At 64.2% G+C, this 26680-nt stretch carries 26 protein-coding genes and 1 pseudogene; 24 read left to right on the top strand and 3 right to left on the bottom strand.

Annotated elements, in window-relative coordinates:
* The 9 genes and pseudogenes from AC1DEL_RS20385 to AC1DEL_RS20345 all read left to right on the top strand — a co-directional run.
* Positions 1 to 156: pseudogene (locus tag AC1DEL_RS20385) on the top strand (ABC transporter ATP-binding protein); the annotation flags it as partial.
* A gap of 91 nt (positions 157 to 247) precedes the next feature.
* A complete protein-coding gene (locus AC1DEL_RS20380) occupies positions 248 to 1456 on the top strand; it encodes an ABC transporter substrate-binding protein (protein ID WP_092300387.1) in 1209 nt (402 codons plus the stop codon).
* A 65-nt stretch (positions 1457 to 1521) separates the two neighbouring features.
* Complete coding sequence (locus AC1DEL_RS20375) at positions 1522 to 2406, top strand: branched-chain amino acid ABC transporter permease (protein WP_092300384.1); 885 nt, start codon at positions 1522 to 1524, stop codon at positions 2404 to 2406.
* The gene (locus AC1DEL_RS20370; protein WP_369823531.1) at positions 2406 to 3440 is read left to right on the top strand and encodes a branched-chain amino acid ABC transporter permease; all 1035 of its coding nucleotides are present in this window, start codon (positions 2406 to 2408) and stop codon (positions 3438 to 3440) included. Before AC1DEL_RS20375 ends, AC1DEL_RS20370 begins: the two co-directional genes overlap by 1 nt.
* Before the next feature lie 194 nt (positions 3441 to 3634).
* Entirely contained in the window at positions 3635 to 4246 is a 612-nt protein-coding gene (locus AC1DEL_RS20365; RefSeq protein ID WP_255370966.1) for a hypothetical protein, read from the top strand.
* A 348-nt stretch (positions 4247 to 4594) separates the two neighbouring features.
* Positions 4595 to 5746: an ABC transporter substrate-binding protein gene (locus tag AC1DEL_RS20360; RefSeq protein ID WP_092300378.1), complete on the top strand. Its 1152-nt coding sequence runs from the start codon at positions 4595 to 4597 to the stop codon at positions 5744 to 5746.
* 195 nt (positions 5747 to 5941) lie between these two features.
* Positions 5942 to 6994, top strand: coding sequence for a branched-chain amino acid ABC transporter permease (locus tag AC1DEL_RS20355; RefSeq protein ID WP_092300375.1), 1053 nt, complete (start codon positions 5942 to 5944; stop codon positions 6992 to 6994).
* 3 nt (positions 6995 to 6997) lie between these two features.
* Entirely contained in the window at positions 6998 to 8857 is a 1860-nt protein-coding gene (locus AC1DEL_RS20350; protein WP_477108212.1) for a branched-chain amino acid ABC transporter ATP-binding protein/permease, read from the top strand.
* Between the two features lie 9 nt (positions 8858 to 8866).
* A complete protein-coding gene (locus AC1DEL_RS20345; RefSeq protein ID WP_092300369.1) occupies positions 8867 to 9610 on the top strand; it encodes an ABC transporter ATP-binding protein in 744 nt (247 codons plus the stop codon).
* Positions 9611 to 9743: 133 nt separating this feature from the next.
* Here AC1DEL_RS20345 and AC1DEL_RS20340 read toward each other — a convergent pair whose 3' ends face one another.
* Entirely contained in the window at positions 9744 to 10664 is a 921-nt protein-coding gene (locus AC1DEL_RS20340) for a LysR substrate-binding domain-containing protein (RefSeq protein WP_477126177.1), read from the bottom strand.
* A gap of 141 nt (positions 10665 to 10805) precedes the next feature.
* On the opposite strand from AC1DEL_RS20340, the gene AC1DEL_RS20335 reads away from it, so the two are divergent.
* Both AC1DEL_RS20335 and AC1DEL_RS20330 read left to right on the top strand, forming a co-directional pair.
* Complete coding sequence (locus tag AC1DEL_RS20335) at positions 10806 to 11807, top strand: Bug family tripartite tricarboxylate transporter substrate binding protein (RefSeq protein WP_092300363.1); 1002 nt, start codon at positions 10806 to 10808, stop codon at positions 11805 to 11807.
* A 3-nt stretch (positions 11808 to 11810) separates the two neighbouring features.
* Positions 11811 to 12689 (top strand): N-formylglutamate amidohydrolase, encoded by an 879-nt coding sequence (locus tag AC1DEL_RS20330; protein ID WP_477126176.1) that lies wholly within the window; start codon positions 11811 to 11813, stop codon positions 12687 to 12689.
* A 77-nt stretch (positions 12690 to 12766) separates the two neighbouring features.
* Here AC1DEL_RS20330 and AC1DEL_RS20325 read toward each other — a convergent pair whose 3' ends face one another.
* Positions 12767 to 13129, bottom strand: a complete 363-nt coding sequence (locus AC1DEL_RS20325) for a hypothetical protein (RefSeq protein ID WP_477126175.1) — start codon at positions 13127 to 13129, stop codon at positions 12767 to 12769.
* A gap of 17 nt (positions 13130 to 13146) precedes the next feature.
* A complete protein-coding gene (locus tag AC1DEL_RS20320; RefSeq protein WP_477126174.1) occupies positions 13147 to 13602 on the bottom strand; it encodes a penicillin-insensitive murein endopeptidase in 456 nt (151 codons plus the stop codon).
* Between the two features lie 258 nt (positions 13603 to 13860).
* Here AC1DEL_RS20320 and mnmG point away from each other — a divergent pair, with 258 nt between their 5' ends.
* The 13 genes from mnmG (at position 13861) to AC1DEL_RS20255 (ending at position 26327) form a co-directional block, all read left to right on the top strand.
* Positions 13861 to 15816 (top strand): tRNA uridine-5-carboxymethylaminomethyl(34) synthesis enzyme MnmG, encoded by a 1956-nt coding sequence (gene mnmG, locus AC1DEL_RS20315; RefSeq protein WP_477110530.1) that lies wholly within the window; start codon positions 13861 to 13863, stop codon positions 15814 to 15816.
* Positions 15817 to 16527, top strand: a complete 711-nt coding sequence (gene rsmG / locus AC1DEL_RS20310; RefSeq protein ID WP_441644877.1) for a 16S rRNA (guanine(527)-N(7))-methyltransferase RsmG — start codon at positions 15817 to 15819, stop codon at positions 16525 to 16527.
* 71 nt (positions 16528 to 16598) lie between these two features.
* Positions 16599 to 17372, top strand: coding sequence for a ParA family protein (locus tag AC1DEL_RS20305; protein ID WP_092300345.1), 774 nt, complete (start codon positions 16599 to 16601; stop codon positions 17370 to 17372).
* 32 nt (positions 17373 to 17404) lie between these two features.
* Entirely contained in the window at positions 17405 to 18307 is a 903-nt protein-coding gene (locus AC1DEL_RS20300) for a ParB/RepB/Spo0J family partition protein (protein WP_092300434.1), read from the top strand.
* Between the two features lie 389 nt (positions 18308 to 18696).
* Positions 18697 to 19245: an ATP synthase subunit I gene (locus AC1DEL_RS20295; protein WP_092300343.1), complete on the top strand. Its 549-nt coding sequence runs from the start codon at positions 18697 to 18699 to the stop codon at positions 19243 to 19245.
* A gap of 267 nt (positions 19246 to 19512) precedes the next feature.
* Entirely contained in the window at positions 19513 to 20382 is an 870-nt protein-coding gene (atpB, locus tag AC1DEL_RS20290; RefSeq protein WP_092300340.1) for a F0F1 ATP synthase subunit A, read from the top strand.
* 63 nt (positions 20383 to 20445) lie between these two features.
* Positions 20446 to 20712: a F0F1 ATP synthase subunit C gene (gene atpE / locus AC1DEL_RS20285; RefSeq protein WP_092138471.1), complete on the top strand. Its 267-nt coding sequence runs from the start codon at positions 20446 to 20448 to the stop codon at positions 20710 to 20712.
* 105 nt (positions 20713 to 20817) lie between these two features.
* Positions 20818 to 21288, top strand: a complete 471-nt coding sequence (locus tag AC1DEL_RS20280; RefSeq protein WP_092300337.1) for a F0F1 ATP synthase subunit B — start codon at positions 20818 to 20820, stop codon at positions 21286 to 21288.
* Between the two features lie 2 nt (positions 21289 to 21290).
* Complete coding sequence (locus tag AC1DEL_RS20275; protein ID WP_092300334.1) at positions 21291 to 21833, top strand: F0F1 ATP synthase subunit delta; 543 nt, start codon at positions 21291 to 21293, stop codon at positions 21831 to 21833.
* Positions 21834 to 21872: 39 nt separating this feature from the next.
* Complete coding sequence (gene atpA / locus AC1DEL_RS20270) at positions 21873 to 23414, top strand: F0F1 ATP synthase subunit alpha (RefSeq protein WP_092300331.1); 1542 nt, start codon at positions 21873 to 21875, stop codon at positions 23412 to 23414.
* A 74-nt stretch (positions 23415 to 23488) separates the two neighbouring features.
* Positions 23489 to 24364, top strand: a complete 876-nt coding sequence (gene atpG, locus AC1DEL_RS20265) for a F0F1 ATP synthase subunit gamma (RefSeq protein WP_092300327.1) — start codon at positions 23489 to 23491, stop codon at positions 24362 to 24364.
* 33 nt (positions 24365 to 24397) lie between these two features.
* A complete protein-coding gene (gene atpD, locus AC1DEL_RS20260; protein WP_477159164.1) occupies positions 24398 to 25801 on the top strand; it encodes a F0F1 ATP synthase subunit beta in 1404 nt (467 codons plus the stop codon).
* Positions 25802 to 25910: 109 nt separating this feature from the next.
* Positions 25911 to 26327: a F0F1 ATP synthase subunit epsilon gene (locus AC1DEL_RS20255; RefSeq protein ID WP_092300321.1), complete on the top strand. Its 417-nt coding sequence runs from the start codon at positions 25911 to 25913 to the stop codon at positions 26325 to 26327.
* Positions 26328 to 26680: the final 353 nt, after the last annotated feature.

Genomic DNA, 26680 nt, shown 5'->3' with positions numbered 1-26680 from the left:
GGCTACACGGTGGTCATGGTGGAGCAGAACTTCCGCTTCGCCGCGCCGCTGGCCGACCGCTTCTACGTGATGGAGCACGGGCAGATCGTCGAGCGCTTCGCCGCCGCCGAACTGCAGGCCAAGATGCCGGTGCTGAACGAACTGCTTGGGGTCTGATCCGCGCGCGCCCTCGTGCGTGCGGGTTACTCGATTGATGGTGGCAGGAACGGGTGGCGTGAGCACGCTGCCGAAACTCAGGAGACAAAACATGAAGATGACTCGGCTGGCCGTGGCTGTGGCGGCGACTGTTCTGGGCGCGGTGTCCACGGGGGCATCGGCGCAGGTGTCGGGCGACACCGTGAAGATTGGCTATATCACCGACCTGTCGGGCCTGTACGCCGACATCGACGGCCCGGGCGGCCTGGAAGCGGTGAAGATGGCCATCGAGGACCATGGCGGCAAGGTGCTGGGCAAGCCGATCGAGCTGATGTCCGCCGATCACCAGAACAAGGCCGACATCGCCGCCTCGAAGGCGCGCGAGTGGATGGACCAGCAGGGCCTGGACATGCTGCTGGGCGGCACCAACTCCGGCACGGCGCTGGCCATGAACAAGGTGGCGTCCGAGAAGAAGCGCGTCTATATCAACAACGGCGCCGGCACGGCCCGCCTGACCAACGAGGAGTGCTCGCCGTACACGGTGCACTACGCGTATGACACGGTGGCGCTGGCCAAGGGCACCGGCAGCGCGGTGGTGAAGCAGGGCGGCAAGTCGTGGTTCTTCCTGACCGCCGACTACGCCTTCGGCCACTCGCTCGAGACCGACACGGCCGCCGTGGTCAAGGCCAATGGCGGCACGGTGGTTGGCTCCGTGCGCCATCCGCTGTCGGCATCGGACTTCTCTTCGTTCCTGCTCCAGGCGCAATCGTCCAAGGCGCAGATCCTGGGCCTGGCCAACGCCGGTGGCGACACGATCAACTCGATCAAGGCGGCCAAGGAATTCGGTATCACGAAGAATATGAAGATCGCTGGTCTGCTCATGTTCATCAATGACGTGCATAGCTTGGGCCTGAAGAACACCGAGGGCCTGCTGATGACCGACAGCTGGTACTGGGACATGAACGACGACACCCGCAAGTGGGCGAATCGCTACTTCGGCAAGATGAAGAAGATGCCGAGCAGCTTGCAGGCAGCCGACTACTCGGCGGTCAGCACCTACCTGAAGGCGGTGGAGACGGCCAAGACCGACGATCCGGACAAGGTGATGGCCGAGCTGAAGAAGATGAAGATCAACGACTTCTACAACAAGGGGCAGATCCGCGCCGACGGCCGCAACATCCACGACATGTACCTGATGCAGGTGAAGGCGCCGGCGGAATCGAAGAAGCCTTGGGACTACCTGAAGGTCGTGGCAACGATCCCGGGTGACCAGGCCTTCACGACGGTTGCCGAGTCGAAGTGCGCAATGTTGAAGAAGTAAGCATTGGTTTTGCGCCCCTCTCCCGCTGGCGGGGGAGGGGATAGACACTCAGGCACTCGACGCCAATGGACATATTCGGAATTCCTCTACCCGCCATGCTGTCCCAGTTGCTGCTGGGGCTGGTCAATGGCGCTTTCTACGCGATGCTGAGCCTCGGGCTGGCCGTGATTTTCGGCCTGCTCAACGTCATCAACTTCGCACACGGCGCGCTGTTCATGCTCGGCGCGCTGCTGGCCTGGGCGGGCATGGAGTACGCCGGGCTCAATTACTGGGTCATGCTGGCGCTCTCGCCGATCATCGTCGGCGTGCTCGGCGTGATCATCGAAAAGTCGATGCTGCGCTGGATCTACAAGCTCGACCATATCTACGGGCTGCTGCTGACGCTGGGCATCACGCTGGTGATCGAAGGCGTGTTCCGCTCGATCTACGGCGTCTCCGGCCTGCCGTACTCGCCGCCCGACGCGCTGCAGGGCGCCACCGACCTCGGCTTCATGATCCTGCCGAACTACCGCGCCTGGGTCGTGGTCGCCTCGCTGGTGGTCTGCTTCGCCACGTGGTTCGTGATCGAAAAGACCAAGCTCGGTGCCTACCTGCGGGCAGGTACCGAGAACCCCAAGATGGTGGAAGCCTTCGGCGTCAACGTGCCGCTGATGGTGACGCTGACCTACGGCTTCGGCGTGGCGCTGGCGGCCTTCGCGGGCGTGCTGGCGGCGCCGGTGATCCAGGTGTCGCCGCTGATGGGCCAGAACCTGATCATCGTTGTGTTCGCCGTGGTGGTGATCGGCGGCATGGGGTCGATCATGGGTTCCATCCTCACCGGCCTGGGCCTCGGCGTGATCGAGGGCCTGACCAAGGTGTTCTATCCTGAGGCATCGGCCACCGTGGTGTTCTTCATCATGGTGATCGTGCTGCTGCTGCGCCCGGCTGGCCTGTTCGGGAGGGAGAAGTGATGAGCGGACAAACCGGACAAACCGCGGTGCCTGTGAGCACCGGAACCGTCAGGAACGGAGTGGGTGTGCAGAAGAAGGTGCTTTACGGCTTGCTGCTGCTGGGGCTGATCGTGGCCCCGATGGCGGGCGCCTACCCGGTGTTCGTGCTCAAGGTGATGTGCTTCGCGCTGTTCGCCTGCGCGTTCAATCTGCTGATCGGCTTCACCGGGCTGCTCTCGTTTGGCCACGCGGCCTTCTTCGGCGGCGCCGGCTACGCGGCCGGCCATGCGATGAAGGTCTGGGGCGTGACGCCGGAAGTGGGCCTGATCCTCGGCACGCTGACCGGGGCCGGCATCGGCTACGTGGTCGGCTCGCTGGCCATCCGACGGCAAGGCATCTATTTCTCGATGATCACGCTGGCGCTGGCGCAGATGCTGTTCTTCATCTGCCTGCAGGCGCCGTTCACGGGCGGCGAGGATGGCCTGCAGGGCATTCCGCGCGGCAAGCTGTTCGGCGTGCTCTCGCTCTCCGAGGACATCACGCTGTACTACGTGGCGCTGGCCATCATCGTCGCCGCGTTCGCGCTGATCGTACGCACCGTGCACTCGCCGTTCGGCCAGATTCTCAAGGCCATCAAGGAGAACGAGCCGCGCGCGATTTCGCTTGGATACGATGTCGATCGCTTCAAGCTGCTCGCCTTCGTGATCTCGGCCGCGCTGTCCGGGCTGGCGGGTTCGATCAAGGCGCTGGTACTGGGCTTCGGCACGCTGACCGACGTGCACTGGTCGATGTCCGGCTCGGTGATCCTGATGACGCTGGTGGGCGGCCTGGGCACGCTGTCTGGCCCGATCGTCGGCGCCTTCGTGGTGGTGGCGCTCGAAAACAAGCTTGGCGACATCGGTTCGTTCCTGGCGCACCTGACCGGCATCTCCTGGTTCAACGCGCTCGGCGAGTCGGTGACGATGGTCACCGGCATCATCTTCGTGATCTGCGTGCTGACGTTCCGCCGGGGCATCATGGGCGAGCTGATCGCGCTGACGAGTCGCAAAAAGTAGCAAAAGTGCGAGTGATGACAGGCCGACATGCCCGCTTTTGGGGCTAGGGTTTCTGCTAGCTTGTTTCATACGCACCGCTTCGTTACATTGCATATACGGTTTTCGCAGGTTAAATGGAGGCGGAAGCGAGGAGACGACAGGCGCGCACCCGGTGTCGGGTAGCAGCAGCCAATACAATGAAAAGGCGTTGCCAGGTGATCCTTGGCAGCGCCTTTTTGATTTGTAGCGCCCGCTGGCGCGCCAGGCTTATCTCCCGACCGTCCTTCCTGTCCATGGATCACCCATCCCCGCATTCCTCGCGCCCACAAGGGCTCGTGCGGGTCGGCACCCCTGCCGACGCCGCCTTGATCGACGCCTGGCTGATGGCCCGCGCGCCGCTTGCCGTACCCGAGGCCCGCGCCCGCAGGCTGTCGCTGGAAGCACTCCTGGCGCAGGGTGCGCAGGGGCTTTGTCTTATCGATGGCGCCATCGCCGATGCCGGAAACCCGGGCGGCGAGGCGAGCCCCAACACGGTGCATGGTCTGCTACCGGTGACACTTATCCACAGCTTGTCCACCGGAGGCCGCGTTGCGCTGGCGGCGGAGTGGTGGGGGCCGGCCGATCTGGACGATCCGGCGGCTTCGACGGCGTCCCTCGCCGCCTGCTGTGACGTGCTGGCCGACTGGTGCCGCGCGCATGGTATCCGGCAGGTGTGGCTGGCGCCCGGCTTGCTGGCCGATCCCGCAGCCGCGCCGCGCGGCTTCGCCCCCGGGGCCGACGGGCTCCTGCACCGCAGCCTCGTGCCGACGCCCAAGCAGCTCGGCTGACCTCGGCATCGACCCCAATCCCGCTACTGGCCGGCTTTCCCGGCCGACCCTGACTGTTGCGCCCGCGCCGCTGCGGGTTAATCCCGCCTTTTCGTACGAAATCGCTGTGTTAGACTCGATTCGCATTCCCGACCGCACGGTCGGGGAATGCAACTGCGCAATCCGGGGGTAAACCGCGCAGGACGGGAAAATCAAAAGGGACGGTCTTCGAAGTTCCCGACATTGACGCTGGTGCCAGCGCTGCGCCGGCCATAGAGCCCGAAAAACGGGCCAAACCAAGAACTGAGGGCATCCGCCGGCCGGAAGCCGGCGGATGCCTTTTTCCTTTTTGGAACCGAAGGAGACGAGATGACATTCAAGCGCGCCAGCGTGATGGCCCTTGCCGCCGCCAGCCTGTTCGCCGGGGCGGCCAGTGCCCAGGTCAAGGTGGGGGTCACCGTATCGGCCACCGGGCCTGCCGCTTCGCTCGGCATTCCCGAGAAGAACACGTTCACGCTGCTGCCCAAGGAGATCGCGGGCAAGAAGATCGAGTACTTCGTGCTCGACGACGCCACCGACACCACCACTGCCGTCAAGAACACCCGCAAGCTCATCAGCGAGGACAAGGTCGACGTGGTGGTGGGCTCCACGGTTACGCCGAACTCGCTCGCGATGGTCGACATCGCCGCCGAGAGCGAGACGCCGATGATCTCGATGGCCGCCTCGGCCCGCATCATCGAGCCGATGGACGCCAAGCGCGCCTGGGTCTTCAAGACGCCGCAAAACGACTCGCACATGGCCACTGCCATTGCGGAGCACATGACGAACAACAACGTGAAGACGGTGGCATTCATCGGCTTCGCGGATGCCTACGGCGAAAGCTGGGCGCAGGAATTCGCCAAGGTGGCGGAGATGCGCAAGATCAAGGTCGTGGCCAACGAGCGCTTTGCGCGCACCGACAACTCGGTGACGGGTCAGGTGCTCAAGATGATGGGCGCCAACGCCGATGCGGTGCTGATCGCTGGTTCGGGTACGCCGGCCGCGCTGCCGGCCAAGACGCTCAAGGAGCGCGGCTACAAGGGCAAGATCTACCAGACCCACGGCGTGGCCAACCCCGACTTCCTGCGCGTCTGCGGCAAGGACTGCGAGGGCACGTTCCTGCCGGCTGGTCCGCTGCTGGTGGCCGAGCAGCTGCCCGACAGCAATCCGGTGAAGAAGCCGGCCGTGACCTACAAGACCGCCTACGAGAAGGCCTTCGGCGGCCAGGTGTCGACCTTCGGCGGCCACGCCTGGGACGCCGGCCTGCTGCTGCAGAACGCAATCCCGGAGGCGCTCAAGAAGGGCCAGCCCGGCACCAAGGAATTCCGCAAGGCACTGCGCGACGCCCTGGAGCAGACCAAGAACCTGCCCGTCTCGCACGGCATCATCACCATGAGCCCCACCGACCACCTCGGCATGGACCAGCGCGCGCGCGTGATGGTGCAGATCGTGGATGGCAAGTGGAAGCTGCAAACGAAGTAAGCCGGCATTCGACCGGCGGTACGGAGCAAGTCGCGGAGTCACGAGGCAAAAAAGGGCGCATGGCGATCCATGCGCCCTTTTTTTGTCCGCCGGATCCTGTGATGATGCCCGCATGACCCTGTTCAGGAGGGCGGCGCCGCCAAGCTGGTAACGCCGCACCTCCTTCCACGACACGTTCCCAGACACGGGGAGACAATGGACCTCTCGATTGCGGCCATCCTGGCGCAGGACGGCATCACCTCCGGCGCCATCTACGCGCTGCTGGCACTGGCACTGGTGCTGGTGTTCTCGGTGACGCGCGTCATCTTCATCCCCCAGGGCGAGTTCGTGGCGTATGGCGCCCTGACGCTCGCCGCGATGCAGGCCGGCCACGCGCCGCAGACCACGTGGCTGCTGCTGGCGATGGGCGTGCTGACGTTCCTCTACGAGTGCGTGACCGTGCTGCGCAGTGCCGAACTGCGCCGCACCGCCCCGCGCCGGCTGGCCGTGCTGGCCGGCAAGTACGTCGTGTTTCCGCTGGCCGTTCACCTTGTCGTGCAGCAGTACGGCGGGCAGCCGCTGCCGATGCTCGCGCAGATCGCCCTGACGCTGCTGATCGTGATTCCGCTCGGGCCGATGCTGTACCGGCTGGCGTACCAGCCGCTGGCCGAAGCCAGCACGCTGGTGCTGCTGATCGTCTCGGTGGGGGTCCACTTCGCGCTCGTGGGGCTGGGTCTGGTGATGTTCGGCGCCGAGGGCTCGCGTACCAGCGCGTTCTCCGATGCGCGCTTCGACATCGGCACCTTGAGCGTCTCGGGCCAGAGCCTGTGGGTGGTGGGCGTGTCGGCGCTGCTGATCGGCGCGCTGTACTTCTATTTCGAGCGCACGCTCCAGGGCAAGGCGCTGCGTGCCACGGCCGTGAACCGGCTCGGCGCGCGGCTGGTCGGCATCGGCACCACGCAGGCGGGGCGGTTGTCGTTCACGCTGGCGGCGGCGATGGGCGCGCTGTGCGGCATCCTGATCGCGCCGCTGACCACGGTGTACTACGAGTCCGGCTTCCTCGTGGGCCTGAAGGGCTTCGTGGGCGCCATCGTCGGCGGGCTGGTCAGCTATCCGGTGGCCGCGCTCGGCGCGATCCTCGTCGGCCTGCTCGAATCCTATTCGTCCTTCTGGGCCAGCGCGTTCAAGGAGGTCATCGTATTTACCTTGATTATCCCGGTGCTGTTGTGGCGCTCGCTGACCAGCAAGCATGTCGAGGAAGAGGAGTAAGCCATGACACTGCTGACCGAGAAGCCCGTGGCCGACAAGCCGGTGGAGATCATCCACCCTCGCACGAAGGCGCGCACCCCAGCCGCCACGCGCAATCGTATTCTCACGATGTTGTTCGTCGTCGTGCTGGCCTTGCTGCCTGTGCTGCCGACGCCCGAGTTCTGGATCACGCTCGGCAACTACATCGGTCTCTATAGCATCGTGGCGATCGGGCTGGTGCTGCTGACGGGCGTCGGCGGCATGACCTCGTTCGGGCAGGCGGCGTTCGTGGGCCTGGGCGCCTACAGCACGGCCTACCTGACGACGCAGTTCGGCCTGTCGCCGTGGTTCGGGCTGCTGGTGGGGCTGGGCATCACGATGGCCTGCGCTTACGTGATCGGGCTGATCACCATGCGGATGTCGGGCCACTACCTGCCGCTGGCGACGATCGCCTGGGGGCTCTCGCTGTTCTTCCTGTTTGGCAACCTTGAATTCCTGGGCAAGTACGACGGCCTGAATGGCGTGCCGGTGCTGTCGTTCTTCGGTGTGTCGCTGCAGTCCGGGCGCTCGATGTTCTATCTGATCTGGGTGGTGGTGCTGCTCGCCGTGCTGGCCATGCAGAACCTGCTGAACTCGCGGCCGGGCCGTGCCATCCGTGCGCTCAAGGGCGGCGGCACGATGGCCGAGGCGATGGGCGTGAACACCGCCTGGATGAAGGTGGTGATCTTCGTCGTGGCGGCGGTGCTGGCCTGCGTGTCGGGCTTCCTCTACGCGCACCTCCAGCGCGCCGTGAACCCGACGCCGTTCGGGCTCAACTACGGCATCGAGTACCTGTTCATGGCCGTGGTGGGCGGCGTGGGCCACGTATGGGGCGCGGTGCTCGGCGCGGGCATCCTGACCATCCTCAAGGACGTGCTGCAGGGGCTGCTGCCGAAGCTGCTCGGCTCCACGGGCAATTTCGAGATCATTGTCTTCGGTGTGCTGATGGTGCTGCTGCTGCAATACGCGAGCGACGGCATCTGGCCGTTCTTGCGCCGGCTGTTCCCGTCGGGGCCACCGGTGACGGCGCCTGACGATGCCCAGCCGCTGCCGGTGCGCCAGAAGCCCGAGGCCGGCGAGCTGATCCTCGACGTGCGTGCGGCGCGCAAGCAGTTCGGCGGGTTGGTGGCCGTGAACGACGTGAGCTTCCAGGTGCGCGCCGGCGAGATTATCGGGCTGATCGGGCCGAACGGCGCCGGCAAGTCCACCACGTTCAATCTCGTCACGGGCGTGCTGCCGCTGACGCGGGGCGAGGTGCGGTACCGCGGTGAGGTGATTTCGGGCTTGCCGTCGCGCGAGATCGTCAAGCGCGGCGTGGGCCGGACCTTCCAGCACGTGCACCTGCTGCCGACGATGACGGTCCTCGAAAACGTAGCCATCGGCGCGCACCTGCGCGGCGACTTCCGCCCCCAGGGCGGCGTGGCGGCGGCGATTCTCCGCATGAATCAGGCCGAGGAGCAGAAGCTGCTGTTCGAAGCGCGCCGGCAGCTCGAGCGCGTGGGGCTGGCCGACTGCATGTATATGGAAGCCGGCAGCCTCGCGCTGGGCCAGCAACGCATTCTGGAGATCGCGCGTGCGCTGTGCTGCGACCCGGCGCTGCTGCTGCTGGACGAGCCAGCGGCCGGCCTGCGTTACAAGGAGAAGCAGGCGCTGGCCGAGCTGCTGAAGAAGCTGAAGGGCGAGGGCATGAGCGTGTTGTTGGTCGAGCATGACATGGACTTCGTGATGAACCTGACCGATCGCCTCGTGGTGATGGAGTTCGGGACGCGCATCGCCGAGGGCGTGCCGGAGGAGGTCCAGAAGAATCCGGCTGTGTTGGAAGCCTATCTGGGCGGCGTCGAGTGAGGATATGAGATGAATCTGATTCTGGAAGTCGATGACCTGCATGTTCGCTACGGCAAGGTCGAGGCGGTGCATGGCGCCAGCCTGAAGGTGGAGGCCGGGAAGATCGTGACCGTGATCGGTCCGAATGGCGCGGGCAAGTCCACGATGCTCAACGCGATCATGGGCGCGCTGCCGGTGAGTGGATCGTCGAACGGCGCGGTGCGCTACCTCGGCCATGACATGGCGGGCATTCCGGTGGAGGGGCGCGTCGCGCGCGGCATGTGCCTGGTGCCGGAGAAGCGCGAGTTGTTCGCGTCGATGACGGTGGAGGACAACCTGCAACTGGGCGCGTTCCGTCGCAAGAAGGCCGGCGAGCGCAATTACCTCGATCAGATGGAGGTGGTCTACGGGCTGTTTCCCCGGCTGAAAGAGCGGGCGAAGCAGGACGCCGGCACGCTGTCAGGCGGCGAGCGCCAGATGCTGGCGGTGGGCCGCGCGCTGATGGCCAAGCCGCAACTGCTGATGCTCGACGAGCCCAGCCTTGGGCTGGCGCCGCTGATCGTCAAGGAGATCTTCCACATCATCCACAACCTGCGCGAGACCGGCGTAGCGACRCTGCTGATCGAGCAGAACGCGCGCGCCGCGTTGCAGGTGGCCGACTATGCCTATGTGATCGAGACCGGCGACATGGCGATGGAAGGGCCGGCTTCCGAGTTGGCTAGCAATCCGAAGGTGATCGAAACGTACCTGGGGCTGGCGAAGAAGGCGGCCTAGCGTACGAAGTAGGTACGGTTGGTTACCTGGATGAATGAAAGCCGGCGTTGAGCCGGCTTTTTTATTTGTGCAGGGAATATCAGGCTGGAGTAGATGTGCGGGATGGATGTTTTTTCCCTTGGCTTAGGAAATCTCATCTATCCAATTCATCCTCCTTCGCCACCTCCAACAGCCATGCGCGGAAGCAATCCAGCGCCACATGGTCGCGCCGCTCCTTCGGGGCGCAGAGGAAGTATCCACGCTGCAGCCGGATCGGCAGATCGAAAGGTGCGACCACTGCGCCGGCGGCGATTTCGTCGCGCACCAGGCAGCGCTGGAGCACCGCCACGCCCATGTCCGCCTTCACTGCCTGGACGAGGATCGACACCTGATCGAAGCCGGTGGCCAGTCGGGGCGCAGCACTGGGTACGCCCGCTGCTTCGAGCCAGTGCTGCCAATTGGCGGGCGCCGTGGTGTGGAACAGCAGCGGTTCCTGGAGCAGATCGGCGGGGTGCTGCCAACTTCCCGCCGCGCGCCGTGCGTGGGCCCGTGCGGGGTGGCAGATCGGCACCATCTCGCGGCCAATCACATAGTCGACTTGCAGACCCGGCCACTTGTCGGCCACGCCGGCGAGCAGCGCCGCATCGGGCGACGGCCCGGAGAGATCCTCGTTGCGGCGATAGGGCACGAAGTCGAGCCGGATGTCGGGGTGTCGGCGGTGAAAGTCGGGCAGGCGCGGCACGAGCCAGACGCTCGCCAGCGTGGGGACGGCTGACAGCGTGAGGTGGTGCTGCCGGGCCTGATCCCGTTGCAGCATCGCCGCGCTGGCGGCTTCGATGGCGGCCAGTGGGCCAGCCACGGCCTCAAGATAGATTCGTCCCGCCTCGGTGAGCGTCAGCCGATGTGCGTTGCGATGGACCAGCGGCTGGCCGAAGTGTTCTTCCAGGCGCGCGATGGCCCGGCTGATGGCGCCCTGGGTCACGCAGAGCGTCTCCGCCGCGCGCGTGAAACTGCCCAGCCGCGCCGCCGTGGCGAACGCGTGCAACTCGGACATCGACGGGGAACGGAGCCGCATGGGGCAGGGCGCGGGGGCGCTTGGTTAGGATGAGCTTTGGTAATGCAACCGTGCAATATAGTCGTTTGTGCGCGACCGGTAAACTCCCGACACTCGACGCTCGGTATCCCCATCGAGAACGATAAAGAGGAGTTTGATCCCATGACCCGAGCCCGTTCCCCGCGACGCCAGTTCCTGCTGACCGGCATCGCCATGGCCGCCACGCTGGGCGCCACCGTCAGCGGCCACGCCATCGCGCAAGGCAGCTATCCGAACAAGCCGATCCGGCTTGTCGTGCCGTTCGCGGCGGGCGGTTCCACCGATCTGTCGGCACGCCTGGTGGCCGAATTCGCCGGCCGGGAGCTGGGCCAGACCATCGTCGTGGACAACAAGGGTGGGGCGGGCGGCTCCATCGGCATGGAGCAGGTGGCGCGCTCGGCGCCGGACGGCTACACGATCGGCATGGCCACTGTGAGCACGCACGGCTCGAACCCGGCCGTCTACCCGAAGCTCGGCTATGACCCGATCAAGGACTTTGCGCCGGTCACCAACGTGATTGCCATCCCGAGTGTGTTCGCCGTCCACCCGAGCGTGCCGGCCAAGACGATGCAGGAGTTCATCGCGCTGGCCAAGGCCAACCCGGGCAAGTACACGTTCGCGTCGCCCGGTGCGGGCTCGCTGGGGCACGTCAACATCGAGAACTTCATGATGCTGGCCAAGATCGACCTGCTGCACGTGCCGTACAAGGGCGCCGGGCTTGCGCTCAATGACGCCGTGGCAGGGCAGGTCAATGCGATCACCGACAACCTGTCGTCCACGCTGCCCCACGTGAAATCGGGCCGCCTGCGCGCGCTGGCGGTGCTGGGCGCGGCACGCTCGTCGCAGTTGCCGAATGTGCCGACCTATAACGAGCTCGGCTTCAAGGACATGGGCGATGGCGGCTGGTTCGGCATCGTCGCACCGGCCGGCACGCCGCCGGCCATCGTCGACAAGCTCAACGCCGCCATCCACAAGGCGATGCAGAACCCCGAGTTTAAGCGCAAGGTCGAGGAGTCCGGCGGTACGCTGGTCCCGACCACGCCTGACCAGTTTAAGGCGCAGATCCAGCAGGCCATGGCCCGCTATGCCCGCGTGGCCAAGGCTGCCAACATCAAGCTGGACTGAGCGATGACGACCTTCGATGCTGTACAGGGCGACGCCCCGATTGGCCCGTTCTCGCTGGCCGGCCCCCAGGGTGATCCGCTGCCGCTGGTTTGCGATTCTCCGCACAGCGGCGTGTTCTATCCGGACGACTTCCGCGCGGTGGTGCCGCTGGCGCGGCTGCGAGGTGGGGAGGACACCCACATCGACACGCTGTGGGAAGCCGTGCCCGAGGTCGGCGGGACGCTGGTCGCGGCCACTTTCCCCCGCGTCTATATCGACCCGAACCGGATGCTCGACGACCTCGACCCGGACCTGCTCGACGGCCCCTGGCCGACCACGCTGGCCCCGGGCGAGAAGACGCGCCTCGGCTACGGGCTGGTCTGGCGCAGGCTGGATGCGAATACCCCGATCTATGACCGCAAGCTGTCCGTAGCGGAAGTGCAGACACGGATCGACCGCTATTACCGGCCGTACCACGCGGTGCTGTCGTCGGCGGTGGAGGCCGCTTACAGCCGCTTCGGCGCGGTGTGGCACCTGAACCTGCACTCGATGCCGAACAACGCCTACGAGCGGCTCAAGATCCAGAGCCCGCACCCGCTGGCGGACTTCGTACTGGGCGACCGGGACGGCACCACATGCGAGCCCGGCCTCGTCAACCTCGTGGAGCGGGAACTGCGGAAGATGGGCTACACCGTAGCCCGCAACGACCCGTACAAGGGTGTGCAGCTCATCGCCCAAATCGGCCGCCCCGCCGAGCGCCGCAACAGCCTCCAGATCGAGATCCGCCGCCCGCTCTATATGGATGAGGCGACCAAGGTACCCAATGCGGGTTTCGTAACCCTCCAGCGGGATCTGGGACTACTGTCGGCGAGCATCGCCACGTATATCCGCGGGAAGCTTTGAAAGCGGTACTGCGATGTTTCACGTGAAACATCGGAGAGGGAAGGGCCCCGCGGAAGCGGGGCTTTTTCTTTGGGGGCTTAACAGATGACGCCGCCGATGCTTTTGCCGGTTTTCAAGTCGAAACCGACGTAGCACACGTATTCCTTGGCAGAGTATCGTAGACAAGAAATTTCTCTTTTTTCCCTCACGCGAGTCGAGGCGTCCGCACCGCATGCATCAGGCCGGTCCGGCCCAAGGGCGTTGAACATCTCTCGGGCGGCGCTACCCGAGATCAAAAAGGAAATCTTAGTGTCGCCTTTGCTGGGCGGGATCGTGTCGCCAAGATAGCCGCCATATACAACGTACTCCACTTTTGCTGGATGAAACTCGTACTCCCACGCCGAAGCTGCAGCGCTCACTGCCGCCACGCCCAGCAATGTGGCGACCAGGACCATAGCCATTTGATATCTCATTGTCCTTATCCTCGGACACGAACGTGCAGATGGTTCTCGTGGAATGGCTTCCGGACGACCCGTGGGATTGTGAGGTCGTTAAAGTACACATAATCCACGTGTCCGCATTGCCAAATGAGCTCGACGAGTCGGCGTGTGGCGGCGCGATCATAGGCCGCTTGCTGGTATTCGACTGGCATGTGTTTCCCGTCCTTACGGACGGGCCGAATGTCGATATCCAGCCCATCCCTATGCGATTTGTGGCCTTCGAAATAGGTGCTGTCGGCGAGACTAATGTTCCCGAATCCCAGCTTCCGAGCATCGTGCCGGCCCCATTTGAACTCAAGGTTGAACAAGAACGACAGCATATTCGGATGCGCATATTGCCCCAGGCCCGCGCTGGGCGTTCCATAGGTGTAGTACGACGCTTCCTCTGTCGCCTGCGGCAGCATGCGGAGGCCCCGCGAATCCTGGAAACTCATGACTGAACTCCTGTTTGGATGAGACCAAGATCATGCGCCGAGGAATGTTGCGATGCAAAAAATGCACCAAATGCGTCACAAATGACGTGCGTGGCGGAGATCACAGATTGTGTTCCACGTGAAACACTTCCTCCCACCATGTACCGCACCCGCCATGTTTCACGTGAAACATGGTGTCCGACCAAAGTCCCTCATGGGATTGCCGCTATAATTCGGCATCCTGAATTTTCCCGCCCAGCCTCCCGGAGGAGGTGTCCCATGCTTTACCCGAAAGAGTTCGATGTCATTGTCGTCGGTGGTGGTCACGCCGGCACCGAAGCCGCGCTTGCCGCCGCCCGCATGGGCTGCCAGACGCTGCTGTTGAGCCATAACATCGAGACGTTGGGTCAGATGAGCTGCAATCCGTCGATTGGCGGCATCGGCAAGGGGCATCTGGTCAAGGAAGTGGACGCCATGGGCGGTGCGATGGCTGCGGCCACCGACGAAGCCGGTATCCAGTTTCGCATTCTCAACTCCAGCAAGGGTCCGGCCGTCCGTGCCACGCGCGCCCAAGCGGATCGTGTGTTGTATCGCAAGGCGATTCGCGCCCGGCTGGAGAACCAACCGAACCTGATGCTGTTCCAGCAGGCGGTGGATGACCTGATGGTGGAGGGCGACCGCGTCGTCGGCGCCATGACCCAGGTCGGCATCGCTTTCCGGGCGCGGGCTGTGGTGCTGACGGCGGGGACGTTCCTCGACGGCAAGATCCACGTCGGGCTGGATAACTACACGGGTGGGCGTGCCGGCGATCCGGCGGCGGTCTCCTTGTCGGCACGTCTGAAGGAATTGAAGCTACCGCAGGGCCGGCTCAAGACCGGCACGCCGCCTCGTATCGACGGGCGCACCATCGACTTTTCGGTGATGGAAGAGCAGCCGGGCGATCTCGATCCGGTGCCGGTGTTCTCCTTCCTGGGCCGTCCGGAGCAGCATCCGCAGCAGCTTCCGTGCTGGATCACGCATACCAACAGCCGTACCCACGACATCATTCGCGGCGGCCTGGACCGCTCTCCGATGTACACCGGTGTGATCGAAGGGGTAGGGCCGCGTTACTGCCCGAGCATCGAGGACAAGATCCATCGCTTTTCGAGCAAGGAAAGCCACCAGATCTTCCTCGAGCCGGAAGGGCTGACGACGAACGAGTTCTATCCGAATGGCATCTCCACGAGCCTGCCTTTCGACGTGCAGCTCGATCTGGTCCATTCAATCCGCGGCATGGAGAACGCGCACATCCTGCGCCCCGGCTACGCAATCGAATATGACTATTTCGATCCGCGCGCGCTGAAGGCGTCACTGGAGAGCAAGGCGATCCAGGGGCTGTTCTTCGCCGGCCAGATCAACGGTACGACCGGATACGAGGAAGCCGCCGCGCAGGGCCTGCTGGCCGGTATCAACGCGGGCTGTTTTGTGCGCGAGCGCGATGCCTGGACGCCGCGCCGGGACCAAGCCTACCTCGGCGTGCTGGTCGATGACCTGATCACGCGTGGCGTGACCGAACCGTATCGGATGTTCACGAGCCGTGCCGAATTCCGCCTGAGCCTGCGCGAAGACAACGCGGATATGCGTCTGACCGAGATGGGGCGCGAACTGGGCGTGGTCGATGACGCCCGCTGGGACGCCTTCAATCGGAAGCGCGACGCTGTTTCACGTGAAACAGAGCGCCTGAAAAGCACGTGGGTCAACCCGACGCTGCTGCCCGAGGCTGACGCCGTGCCGCTGCTCGGCAAGGCCATCGAGCGCGAGTATTCGCTGGCTGATCTGCTGCGGCGCCCCGAGGTCACCTATGAGGCACTGATGGCGATGCAGGATGGCCGTCATGCGCCGGAAGGGGTGCTCGATGCAGACCCGATGCTGGCCGAGCAGATCCGCGAGCAGATCGAGATCGGCGTGAAGTACCACGGGTACATCGCCCGCCAGGCCGCCGAGGTGGACAAGCTGGAAGCCAACGAGGCGACAAAGCTGCCGCCTAATTTCGACTACACCGAGGTGCGCGGGCTGGGCTTCGAGGTCAGCCAGAAGCTGAACCAGCATCGTCCGGAAACGCTCGGGCAGGCGTCGCGGATCTCGGGCGTCACGCCGGCCGCGATCTCGCTGCTGTTGGTACACCTCAAGAAGAAGGGCATGGGACGCGGTGCGTCCGCTGCCGCGCCGGCCGGCAACGGCCAGGAGGCTGCCTGAGTGGGCGGCCCCCGACACCCCGCGATCGACGACGCCGCGCAACGCCGCCGCCTGGAAGCCGGGTTGGCGGCCATCGGCCTGACACTGGCGCCGGCCCAGATCGACACGCTGTTCGCCTACCTGACGCTGCTGCGCAAGTGGAACAGCGTCTACAACCTCACCGCCATCCGTCATCCTGACGAGATGCTCACGCACCATCTGCTCGATTCGCTGACGGCCGTCCCCGCGTTGGCGGAAGCCGCGCGCGCCACGGATGCGGCCGAGCCGGCCCGGGGCAGGGTGCTCGACGTCGGCTCCGGCGGCGGCATGCCCGGGCTGCCGTTGGCGATTGCCTGTCCGGACGTGTCCGTGCTGATGGTCGACATCGTCCAGAAGAAGACCGCGTTCCTGACACAGTGCCGCGCACAGCTTGGGCTGTCCAACGCCGCCGCGCATTGGGGCCCGGTGGAGAAGCTCGAGGACGCCAGCGGCTATGCCGTGATCACGTCGCGGGCGTTCGCGGAGTTGAGCGATTTCGTGAGCCTGTCTGGCCAATTGCTGGCGCCGGGCGGGAAGCTGATCGCGATGAAGGGTATTTATCCACAGGCGGAGATCGATCGCATGGAAGCTGCTGGACTGATGGCGACGTGGCAGGTGGAGGCGGTACCGAAGCTGACGGTGCCGGAACTGGATGCGGAACGGCACCTCGTGGTGCTGTCGCGCCGGTCATGAACGATAATGTGAACAATTCAGCACAAACCGGCCTCGCGCCGGCGGTAAGCACTGAGGAGCAGCAAGCGCCTATGGCCAAGGTATTCGTGATCGCCAACCAGAAGGGCGGTGTGGGCAAGACCACCACCACGGTGAATCTGGCCGCCGGGCTGGCTGCGCAGGGGCAGCGCGTGTTGCTGGTGGACCTCGATCCGCAGGGCAATGCCTCGATGGGCTCCGGCATCGACAAGCAGTCGCTCGAACACAGCGTGTACCAGGTGCTCGTGGGGCTGTCGACGGTGCAGCAGGCGCGCCAGCGTTCCGAGTCCGGCCGCTACGACGTGGTGCCCGCCAACCGCGAACTGGCCGGTGCCGAGGTGGAACTCGTCGAGTTGGACCAGCGTGAGCGCCGGCTCAAGCAGGCGCTGGCCGAGGTGGATGGCGAGTACGACTTCGTGCTGATCGACTGCCCGCCGTCGCTGTCCCTGCTGACGCTGAACGGCCTCTGCGCCGCGCACGGCGTGATCGTGCCGATGCAGTGCGAGTACTTCGCGCTGGAGGGCCTCTCGGACCTCGTCAACACGATCAAGCAGGTCCACGCGAACCTGAACCGCGAGCTGAAGGTGATCGGCCTGCTGCGCGTGATGTTCGACCCGCGCGTGACGCTGCAGCAGCAGGTGTCGGCGCAGCTGGAGGCCCACTTCGGCGACAAGGTGTTCAAGACCGTGATTCCGCGCAACGTGCGGCTGGCCGAGGCTCCGTCCTATGGCATGCCGGGCGTGGCGTTCGACGCCGCGTCGAAGGGCGCCAAGGCGTATCTCGATTTCGGCGCGGAGATGATCGCGCGCGTGCGGCAGCTCGGTTGAGCGTCGCAGATTAGGATAGAAGGATGGCGACCATGAGTACCGCGAAGAAGAAGGGCCTCGGCCGTGGACTGGAGGCACTGCTGGGCGGCCCCGCCGAGATCGTCGAGACCGCGAAGCAGGAGGGCGCGCCCACCGTGCTGCGCCTGGAACAGCTGCAGCCGGGCAAGTACCAGCCGCGCACGCGCATGGACGAGGGTGCGCTGCAGGAGTTGGCCGCGAGCATCCGCGCGCAGGGGCTGATGCAGCCGATCCTCGTGCGCCGTGTGGCCGAGCCGGACCGCTACGAGATCATCGCTGGTGAACGCCGCTTCCGCGCCTCGAAGATCGCGGGCCTGGACAAGGTGCCGGTGCTCGTGAAGGACGTGGCCGACGAGGCCGCCGCCGCGATGGCGCTGATCGAGAACATCCAGCGTGAAGACCTGAACCCGCTCGAGGAAGCGCAGGGCATCATGCGCTTGATCCGTGAATTCCAGTTCACGCACGAGCAGGCCGCCGAGTCGGTCGGCCGCTCGCGCAGCGCGGTGTCGAACCTGCTGCGCCTGCTGAACCTGGCCAATCCCGTGCAGACGATGCTGATGGCGGGCGATCTCGACATGGGTCACGCGCGCGCGCTGCTGGCCGTCGACGGCGCCAACCAGATCACGCTCGCCAACCAGATCGTCAACAAGCGGTTGTCGGTGCGCGAGACCGAGAAGCTGGTCACGTCGACGCTCAAGCCGTTCGACCTCAAGTCGCTCAAGCAGAAGACCGGCAACGGCACGCGTGACGTGGCGCGCCTGGAAGAAGAATTGTCCGATACGCTGGGCCTGGCCGTGCAGATCAAGCTCGGCGCGCGCGGCAAGGGTCAGCTGACGATCCACTTCACCAGTAACGACGCCCTCGACGGCGTGCTCACCCGCCTGCGCGAGCCTGCGGACGGCCAGCGCGTGGCCTAGCGTCATCCGCGCGTTACGGCAACCGCTTTGTGCCCCGGAGGCACGCGGTTGTCGGCCTGTTGCGACAATGCCGCGATGTCCGTCGCGGCGCTTCCCACAATCTGCGCGATAACCGAACGGCTTGCACCGTCGAAGGGCAGGGTGCACCGCTCGCGCGCAGGTCAAATCGCCATCATGCGGCCCGTTGCGCGCGCAATCCAATTACGTCTTGCGTCATTGCCGCGCAATATCCCGCCAGCCATCATGGAGGCGTGATAGCAACCGTTGTGCGCAACATGCTGCAAGCTAACTGAAAGCAGATTGACTCGTCTCGTGGATTCCCCGTAGAATCGTGCGGTTTGAATTCTGGCCGGACCCGAAAAGTTCCGGCCTGGAACGAGGCTAGGCAGGTGGTGGTACGAGACCGACAGCAAGACCCTTCGCTGGACCGTGCAGCGTCTCCGGATCAACCGAATACCGCTCGTCGTTACGACGACTGGAGCGATCGGGATGATGACTGGGGCGATGATGGCGCGAATGAAGAACAGGCTGTCGATCCGCTATCGCGTGCCGATGCGGTGACGCTGCTGGGCGAGCGTGCGCTGCGCCCGTCGCGGATGACACCAGCCAGGGTGGTGATGGCGCAGGTTGTTGTGACGCTGCTGTCGGCCTTGGCCTGGGCGGTGTTCGCGCAGGAGCAGGCGGCGTCGGGCTGGTCGGCGTTCTTTGGCGGCACGGTGTGTTTCGTGCCGAGCGGTTTCTTCGCGCTGCGCCTGTGGATGTCGCGCGGGCAGCCGTCGGTCGGCGGCCTGGTGGCCGGCGAGGCGATCAAGGTCTTCGGCACCGTCGCACTGTTCGTGCTGGTGGTGGTGCTGTACCGCGATCTGCGCTGGGTACCGATGCTGGTCACGTTCCTGTTGGCGCTGAAGACATATTGGGTGGCACTCGCGATTCGCTGAGTGGATTCCTGAAGCGGTGGCCGGATGCAAGGGTCGGCTGCCGATTCAAATGAGGCACCCCTCCGGAATATCAAGAGGTTTCAGTTTCACGCGCGGCGGGCCCACGAAGGGGCCAGTGCCGCGTGAGCAAGGTTTGCCCAGAACAACGAGGCGGCTTGCCTGGCGGTGACCGGTCACGTGACCGAAGGCCATGCAAGACGCGTACCGGGCTTCCGCCAGAGCGGGGGCCAGTACCTATCCATTTCGCAATATACGGTTCGCAACGACATGTCAGCAGAAGCTACGCAAGGCGCAGGGCATACGCTCACACCCTCAGGCTATATCGCCGAACATTTGCAGAACTTGAATTCGATCGGCGGGAAGCAGCATTCCGTGGTCGATTTCAGTGTCATCAACTATGACACGGTGTTCTGGTCCGTCCTGTGCGGCGTGCTCGCACTCTCGTTCCTCTACGCCGCCGCGCGCCGCGTGACGCCTGGCGTGCCGGGCCGCTTCCAGGCCTTCGTGGAAATGATCGTCGAGATGGTGGACGACCAGGCCAAGGGCATCATCCACGGCGACCGCTCGTGGATCGCCCCGCTGGCACTGATGGTGTTCTGCTGGATCACCGTGATGAACGCGATCGACTTGATCCCCGTGGACTGGGTCACCGGCCTGAACCACCTGCTGGGCGTGTTCCACATCCACCTGCCGCACCACCGCGCCGTGGCCACTGCCGACCTGAACGGCACGCTGGGCATGTCCTGTGCCGTGCTGGTGCTGATGATCTACTACAGCTTCAAGATCAAGGGCGTGGGCGGCTTCATGCACGAGCTGTTCTCGGCCCCGTTCGGCGCCAAGTGGTACCTGGCCCCGTTCAACCTGATCCTGAACGTCATCGAATACCTGGCCAAGGCCGTCTCGCTCGGCATGCGGTTGTTCGGCAACATGTACGCCGGCGAACTGGTGTTCCTGCTGATCGCGCTGCTGGGTTCGATCTGGACGTTCAGCGGCGACCTGTCCGCGCTGGGCTTCGTCGGTCACGTGATTGCTGGCGCCGTCTGGGCCATCTTCCACATCCTGATCGTGCTKCTGCAGGCMTTCATYTTCATGATGCTGACGCTGGTGTACATCGGCCAGGCTCACGATCACCACTGATTTCAAGGTTTTTGGTTTTTTGGTTTTTTGGTTCTAAGTCTCTCTCAATTTAAAGGAGTCATCATGCAAGCATATCTCGCCAACATCCAGGGTCTGACCGCTATCGGCATCGGCATCATCATCGGTCTGGGCGCCATCGGTGCCTGCCTGGGTATCGCCCTGATGGGCGGTAAGTACATCGAGGCATGCGCACGTCAGCCCGAGCTGATGAACCCGCTGCAAACCAAGATGTTCCTGCTGGCTGGCCTGATCGACGCGGCATTCCTGATCGGCGTGGGTGTTGCAATGCTGTTCGCCTTCGCCAACCCGCTGCTGGCTGTCATTCAGTAAGTCTTTTCGGTCTGCATGATGCTGACGGGCGGCGCAGGCCTCAGTCCGATGGCCTGGCCGCCCTTGTGCATTTATCTGTAGTTTGATTACCGAAAGGAACACACCATGAATCTGAACGCAACGTTTTTTGCGCAGATGGTCGTGTTCTTCATCCTGTGGTGGGTTGTTGCCAAATTCATTTGGCCGCCGCTGGTGAAGGCGCTCGACGAACGCGCAAAGAAGATCGCCGATGGCCTCGCCGCTGCCGAAAAAGGCAAGGCCGAGCTCGAACTCGCTAACAAGCGTGTGGACCAGGCTATGGCCGAAGCCCGCACCGAGGGTGCTCAACGCGTCGCTGACGCCGAGAAGCGCGCCCAGCTGACGGCCGACGAGATCAAGCAGAACGCCCAGGCAGAAGCCGCACGCATCATCGCCCAGGCCAAGGCCGAGGCGGATCAGCAAGTGACCCGCGCTCGCGAACAGCTGCGCGACCAGGTCGCCACGCTGGCCGTGAAGGGCGCCGAGCAGATCCTCAAGCGTGAAGTGAACGCGCAGGTGCACGCCGACCTGCTCAATCAACTCAAGGCTGAGCTCTAATCATGGCTGAAACCGCAACCATTGCCCGTCCCTACGCCGAGGCGCTGTTCCGCGTCGCGAGCGAAGCCGGTGCAGGCAACCTGGGTGCATGGTCCGAACTGGTGTCGGAGATGGGGCAGGTTGCTGCCAATCCCGACATGAAGGCGCTTGCCGACGATCCGAACGTTTCCGCCCAGAAGCTGGCGGAAGTGTTCCAGTCGGTGCTGAAGAGCCCGGTCAACGACGAGGCACGCCGCTTCGTGAACCTGCTGGCGGAGAACCACCGCCTGACGGTGCTGCCGGAAATCGCCGAACAGTTCCATGCGCTCAAGAACGCCCGCGAGGGGTCGTCCGACGTCGAGATCACCAGCGCTTTCCCGCTGGAGACCTCGCAAGTCAACGAACTGGTCGCCGCACTCGAACGCAAGTTCGGCCGCAAGCTGTACGCACAGGTGGCGGTGGACCCGTCCCTGATCGGCGGCGTGAGCGTCAAGGTCGGCGACGAAGTGCTCGACACCTCCGTGCGCGCGCGCCTGGCCGCCATGCAAGCCGCGCTGACCGCCTGACCGCAACGGCCGACGGATTGAAGAATTAGGAGCATTGTGATGCAACTGAACCCCTCAGAAATCAGCGAGCTGATCAAGTCCCGCATCTCGGGTCTTGGCGCCGACGCTGAAGTGCGCAACACCGGCACGGTGATCTCCGTGACCGATGGTATCTGCCGCGTGCACGGCCTGTCCGGCGTGATGCAGGGCGAGATGCTGGAATTCCCCGGCAACACCTTTGGCCTGGCGCTGAACCTGGAGCGTGACTCCGTGGGCGCCGTGGTGCTGGGTGAGTACGAACACATTTCCGAAGGCGACACGGTGAAGTGCACCGGCCGCATTCTGGAAGTGCCGGTGGGACGCGAACTGCTGGGCCGCGTGGTGAACACGCTGGGCCAGCCGATCGACGGCAAGGGCCCGATCAACGCCAAGGAAACGGACGTGATCGAGAAGGTGGCCCCGGGCGTGATCGCACGTCAGTCGGTGAGCCAGCCGGTGCAGACCGGCCTGAAGTCGATCGACGCGATGGTGCCGATCGGCCGTGGCCAGCGCGAGCTGATCATTGGCGACCGCCAGACCGGCAAGACCGCCGTGGCTGTCGACGCCATCATCAACCAGAAGGGCAAGGGCGTCTTCTGCGTGTACGTGGCAATCGGCCAGAAGGCTTCGACGATCGCCAACGTGGTGCGCAAGCTGGAAGAGCACGGCGCGATGGAATACACCGTCGTCGTGGCCGCTGCCGCTTCGGACTCGGCCGCCATGCAGTACCTGGCCGCCTACGCCGGCTGCACGATGGGCGAGTACTTCCGCGACCGCGGCGAAGACGCACTGATCGTCTATGACGACCTGACCAAGCAAGCCTGGGCCTACCGCCAGGTGTCGCTGCTGCTGCGCCGCCCGCCGGGCCGCGAAGCCTACCCCGGCGACGTCTTCTACCTGCACTCGCGTCTGCTCGAGCGTGCTGCCCGCGTGAACGAAGACTACGTGTCGAAGTTCACCAACGGCGCCGTGACCGGCAAGACCGGCTCGCTGACCGCGCTGCCCGTGATCGAAACGCAGGCTGGCGACGTGTCCGCCTTCGTGCCGACCAACGTGATCTCGATCACCGACGGCCAGATCTTCCTGGAAACCGACCTGTTCAACGCCGGTATCCGCCCCGCTATCAACGCCGGTATCTCGGTGTCGCGCGTCGGTGGTGCTGCCCAGACCAAGGTCATCAAGAAGCTGTCCGGCGGTATCCGTACCGACCTGGCCCAGTACCGTGAACTGGCTGCGTTCGCGCAGTTCGCCTCGGACCTGGACGATGCCACCCGCAAGCAGCTGGAGCGCGGCCGCCGCGTGACGGAACTGCTGAAGCAGCCGCAGTACCAGCCGCTGCAAGTGTGGCAACTGGCCGCGTCGCTGTACGCCGCGAACAATGGCTTCCTGGACAACGTGGACGTGAAGGACATCCTGCCGTTCGAGAAGGGCCTCCACGACCACCTGAAGACCAAGTTCGCCGATCTCGTCAACCGCATCGAAGATACCAAGGATCTGTCGAAGGACGACGAGGCCGCACTGCGTGCCGCGATCGAGGATTTCAGGAAGTCCGCCGCGTTCTAACCGCGTAATTCCACGGATCGTGCCGCGCGCCCGGAGTAACGGTGGCGCGGCGCGAAACGAATGGAGAGGAAGATATGGCCGGAACGAAAGAGATTCGAACCAAGATCAAGAGCGTGCAGAACACGCGCAAGATCACCAAGGCGATGGAGATGGTCGCCGCGTCCAAGATGCGCAAGGCGCAGGAACGGATGCGGAATGCCCGCCCCTACGCCGAGAAAGTGCGGAATATCGCGGCGCACCTGGCTACGGCCAACCCCGAGTTCAAGCATCCGTTCATGCAGGCCCGCGATGTAAAGCGCGCTGGCATGATCGTGGTGACGACGGACAAGGGCCTGTGCGGCGGCATGAACACGAACGTGCTGCGCGCGGTGACCAACGAACTGAAGACCCTGCAGGGCCGCAACGTGGACGTACAAGCGACCGCGATCGGTACCAAGGGCATGCAGTTCCTGGGCCGCATTGGCGCCAAGGTGGTCTCGCATGTGGTGCACCTCGGTGACACCCCGCATCTGGAAAAGCTGATCGGCGCGATCAAGGTCCAGCTCGACGCATTCGCCAATGGCGAGGTCGACGTGGTGTACCTGGCGTACACCAAGTTCATCAATACGATGAAGCAGGAGCCGATGGTCGAGCAACTGCTGCCGCTGGCAGCCGACAAGCTCAGCCAGACCGAAGACGAAAAGCGTGCCTACTCGTGGGATTACATCTACGAGCCTGACGCCCAGACCGTGGTGGAAGAGCTGCTCGTCCGCTACGTCGAAGCGCTGGTGTACCAGGCCGTGGCCGAGAACATGGCGTCCGAGCAATCGGCGCGCATGGTGGCCATGAAGGCTGCTTCCGACAACGCCAAGAACGTGATCGGCGAACTGCAACTGGTCTACAACAAGACCCGTCAGGCAGCGATCACCAAGGAACTGTCGGAAATCGTCAGCGGTGCCGCTGCGGTCTAAGGCGTCAAGTATTCAAGCTATCGGAGATACGAAATGAGTATCGGAAATATTGTGCAGTGCATTGGCGCCGTGGTGGACATCGAGTTCCCGCGTGACGCAATGCCGAAGGTGTACGAGGCGCTCGTGCTGGAAGAATCCGGCGACTCGTCGTTTGCCGAGAAGGGCCTGACCTTCGAAGTGCAGCAGCAGCTGGGCGACGGCGTGGTGCGTACGATTGCCCTGGGCTCGTCCGACGGCCTGCGCCGCGGCATGCCGGTCAAGAGCACTGGCGCTGCCATCTCCGTGCCGGTTGGCCACGGTACGCTGGGCCGCATCATGGACGTGCTGGGTCGTCCCATCGACGAAGCCGGCCCGATCCAGGCTGACGAGCTGCGCGGCATCCACCAGAAGGCCCCGAAGTTCGACGAACTGTCGCCGTCGGTGGACCTGCTGGAAACCGGCATCAAGGTGATCGACCTGGTCTGCCCGTTCGCAAAGGGCGGTAAGGTTGGCCTGTTCGGCGGCGCCGGTGTGGGCAAGACCGTGAACATGATGGAGCTCATCAACAACATCGCCAAGCAGCACAGCGGTTTGTCGGTGTTCGCCGGCGTGGGCGAGCGTACCCGTGAAGGGAACGACTTCTACCACGAAATGAAGGACTCGAACGTGCTCGACAAGGTGGCCATGGTGTTCGGCCAGATGAACGAGCCGCCGGGCAACCGTCTGCGCGTGGCGCTGACCGGCCTGACGATGGCCGAGMRSTTCCGTGACGAAGGCCGYGACATCCTGTTCTTCGTGGACAACATCTACCGCTACACSCTGGCCGGTACCGAAGTGTCCGCACTGCTGGGCCGTATGCCTTCCGCCGTGGGCTACCAGCCGACGCTGGCCGAGGAAATGGGCAAGCTGCAGGAGCGCATCACGTCGACCAAGACTGGCTCGATCACGTCGATCCAGGCCGTGTACGTGCCTGCGGATGACTTGACCGACCCGTCGCCCGCCACGACCTTCCTGCACTTGGACTCGACCGTGGTGCTGTCGCGTGACATCGCAGCGCTGGGTATCTACCCGGCCGTTGACCCGCTCGACTCCACGTCGCGTCAGCTGGATCCGCAAGTCGTCGGCACGGAACACTACGAAGTGGCCCGCCGCGTACAGCAGACCCTGCAGCGCTACAAGGAACTGCGCGACATCATCGCGATTCTGGGCATGGACGAACTGTCGCCGGAAGACAAGCTGGCTGTGTCCCGCGCCCGTAAGATCCAACGTTTCCTGTCGCAGCCGTTCCACGTGGCCGAAGTGTTCACGGGTTCGCCGGGCAAGTACGTGCCGCTGAAGGAAACCATCCGTGGTTTCAAGATGCTGGTGGATGGCGAGTGCGATCACCTGCCGGAACAGGCGTTCTACATGGTCGGTTCGATCGACGAAGCCTTCGAGAAGGCCAAGAAGCTCCAGTAAGCGGTGTGTTTCGCCTTCATGCACCGTGGCAACTGCCGCGGCCCGCGTGGAGGCGAAAACTTGCTTCCTGGTATCGGGAAGCTAACGCTTTCAGGAGAAAGGATCTGATATGGCAACCATTCTTGTAGACGTCGTCAGCGCGGAAGCGTCGATCTTCTCCGGTCAGGCGAAGTTCGTGGCGTTGCCGGGCGAGACGGGTGAACTGGGTATTCTGCCGGGCCACACGCCGCTGATCACCCGCATCCAACCGGGTGCGGTGCGCATCGAGAAGGAAGACGGTAGCGAAGAGTTCGTGTTCGTTGCCGGCGGTATTCTCGAAGTCCAGCCGAAGCACGTAACTGTGCTGGCCGATACCGCCATCCGCGGTAGCGATCTGGACGAAGCCAAGGCGCAGGACGCCAAGCGTGCGGCCGAGGAACTGATGCAGAACCAGGGCAGCGACCTGGACCTGGCGCGCGCACAAAGCGAGCTGGCCGTGGCCGCTGCGCAGCTGGCTGCCATCGCCCGTCTGCGTCGTAAGAAGTAAGCAGTTAAGTAGGACTGGCGCACCTGTTGTTTTTTCGGTGCGCCATGGRAAAAGGCAGCCATGTGGCTGCCTTTTTTGTTCGACGGGCGCTATATTTTCCTGCCTGGACCACAAAAAAAAGCGCGCGGGCCGGGGAGGCTCCGCGCGGACGGGAAAATCCCTTCGAGGGGTCAATTCGAAGGAACGGGTTCGGTCCAGGATTTACTCACGAGCGCATCGGAGTCTTCTCTCCGCATCCTTGGCGAGGTCTCCGACATCACGTCCGGGGAAACTCAAGCCACGCGCCGATCGGTCTTTCCTGGTGCTCCGGATCGGCAAGTTCTGACTTGCTGGTCCGGAAAATCGGGATACTG

It is taken from the genome of Cupriavidus sp. 10L43_2 (assembly GCF_056395265.1).
The sequence above is the reverse complement of the archived record's forward strand: the minus strand, read 5'-3'. Positions and strand labels throughout refer to the sequence as shown.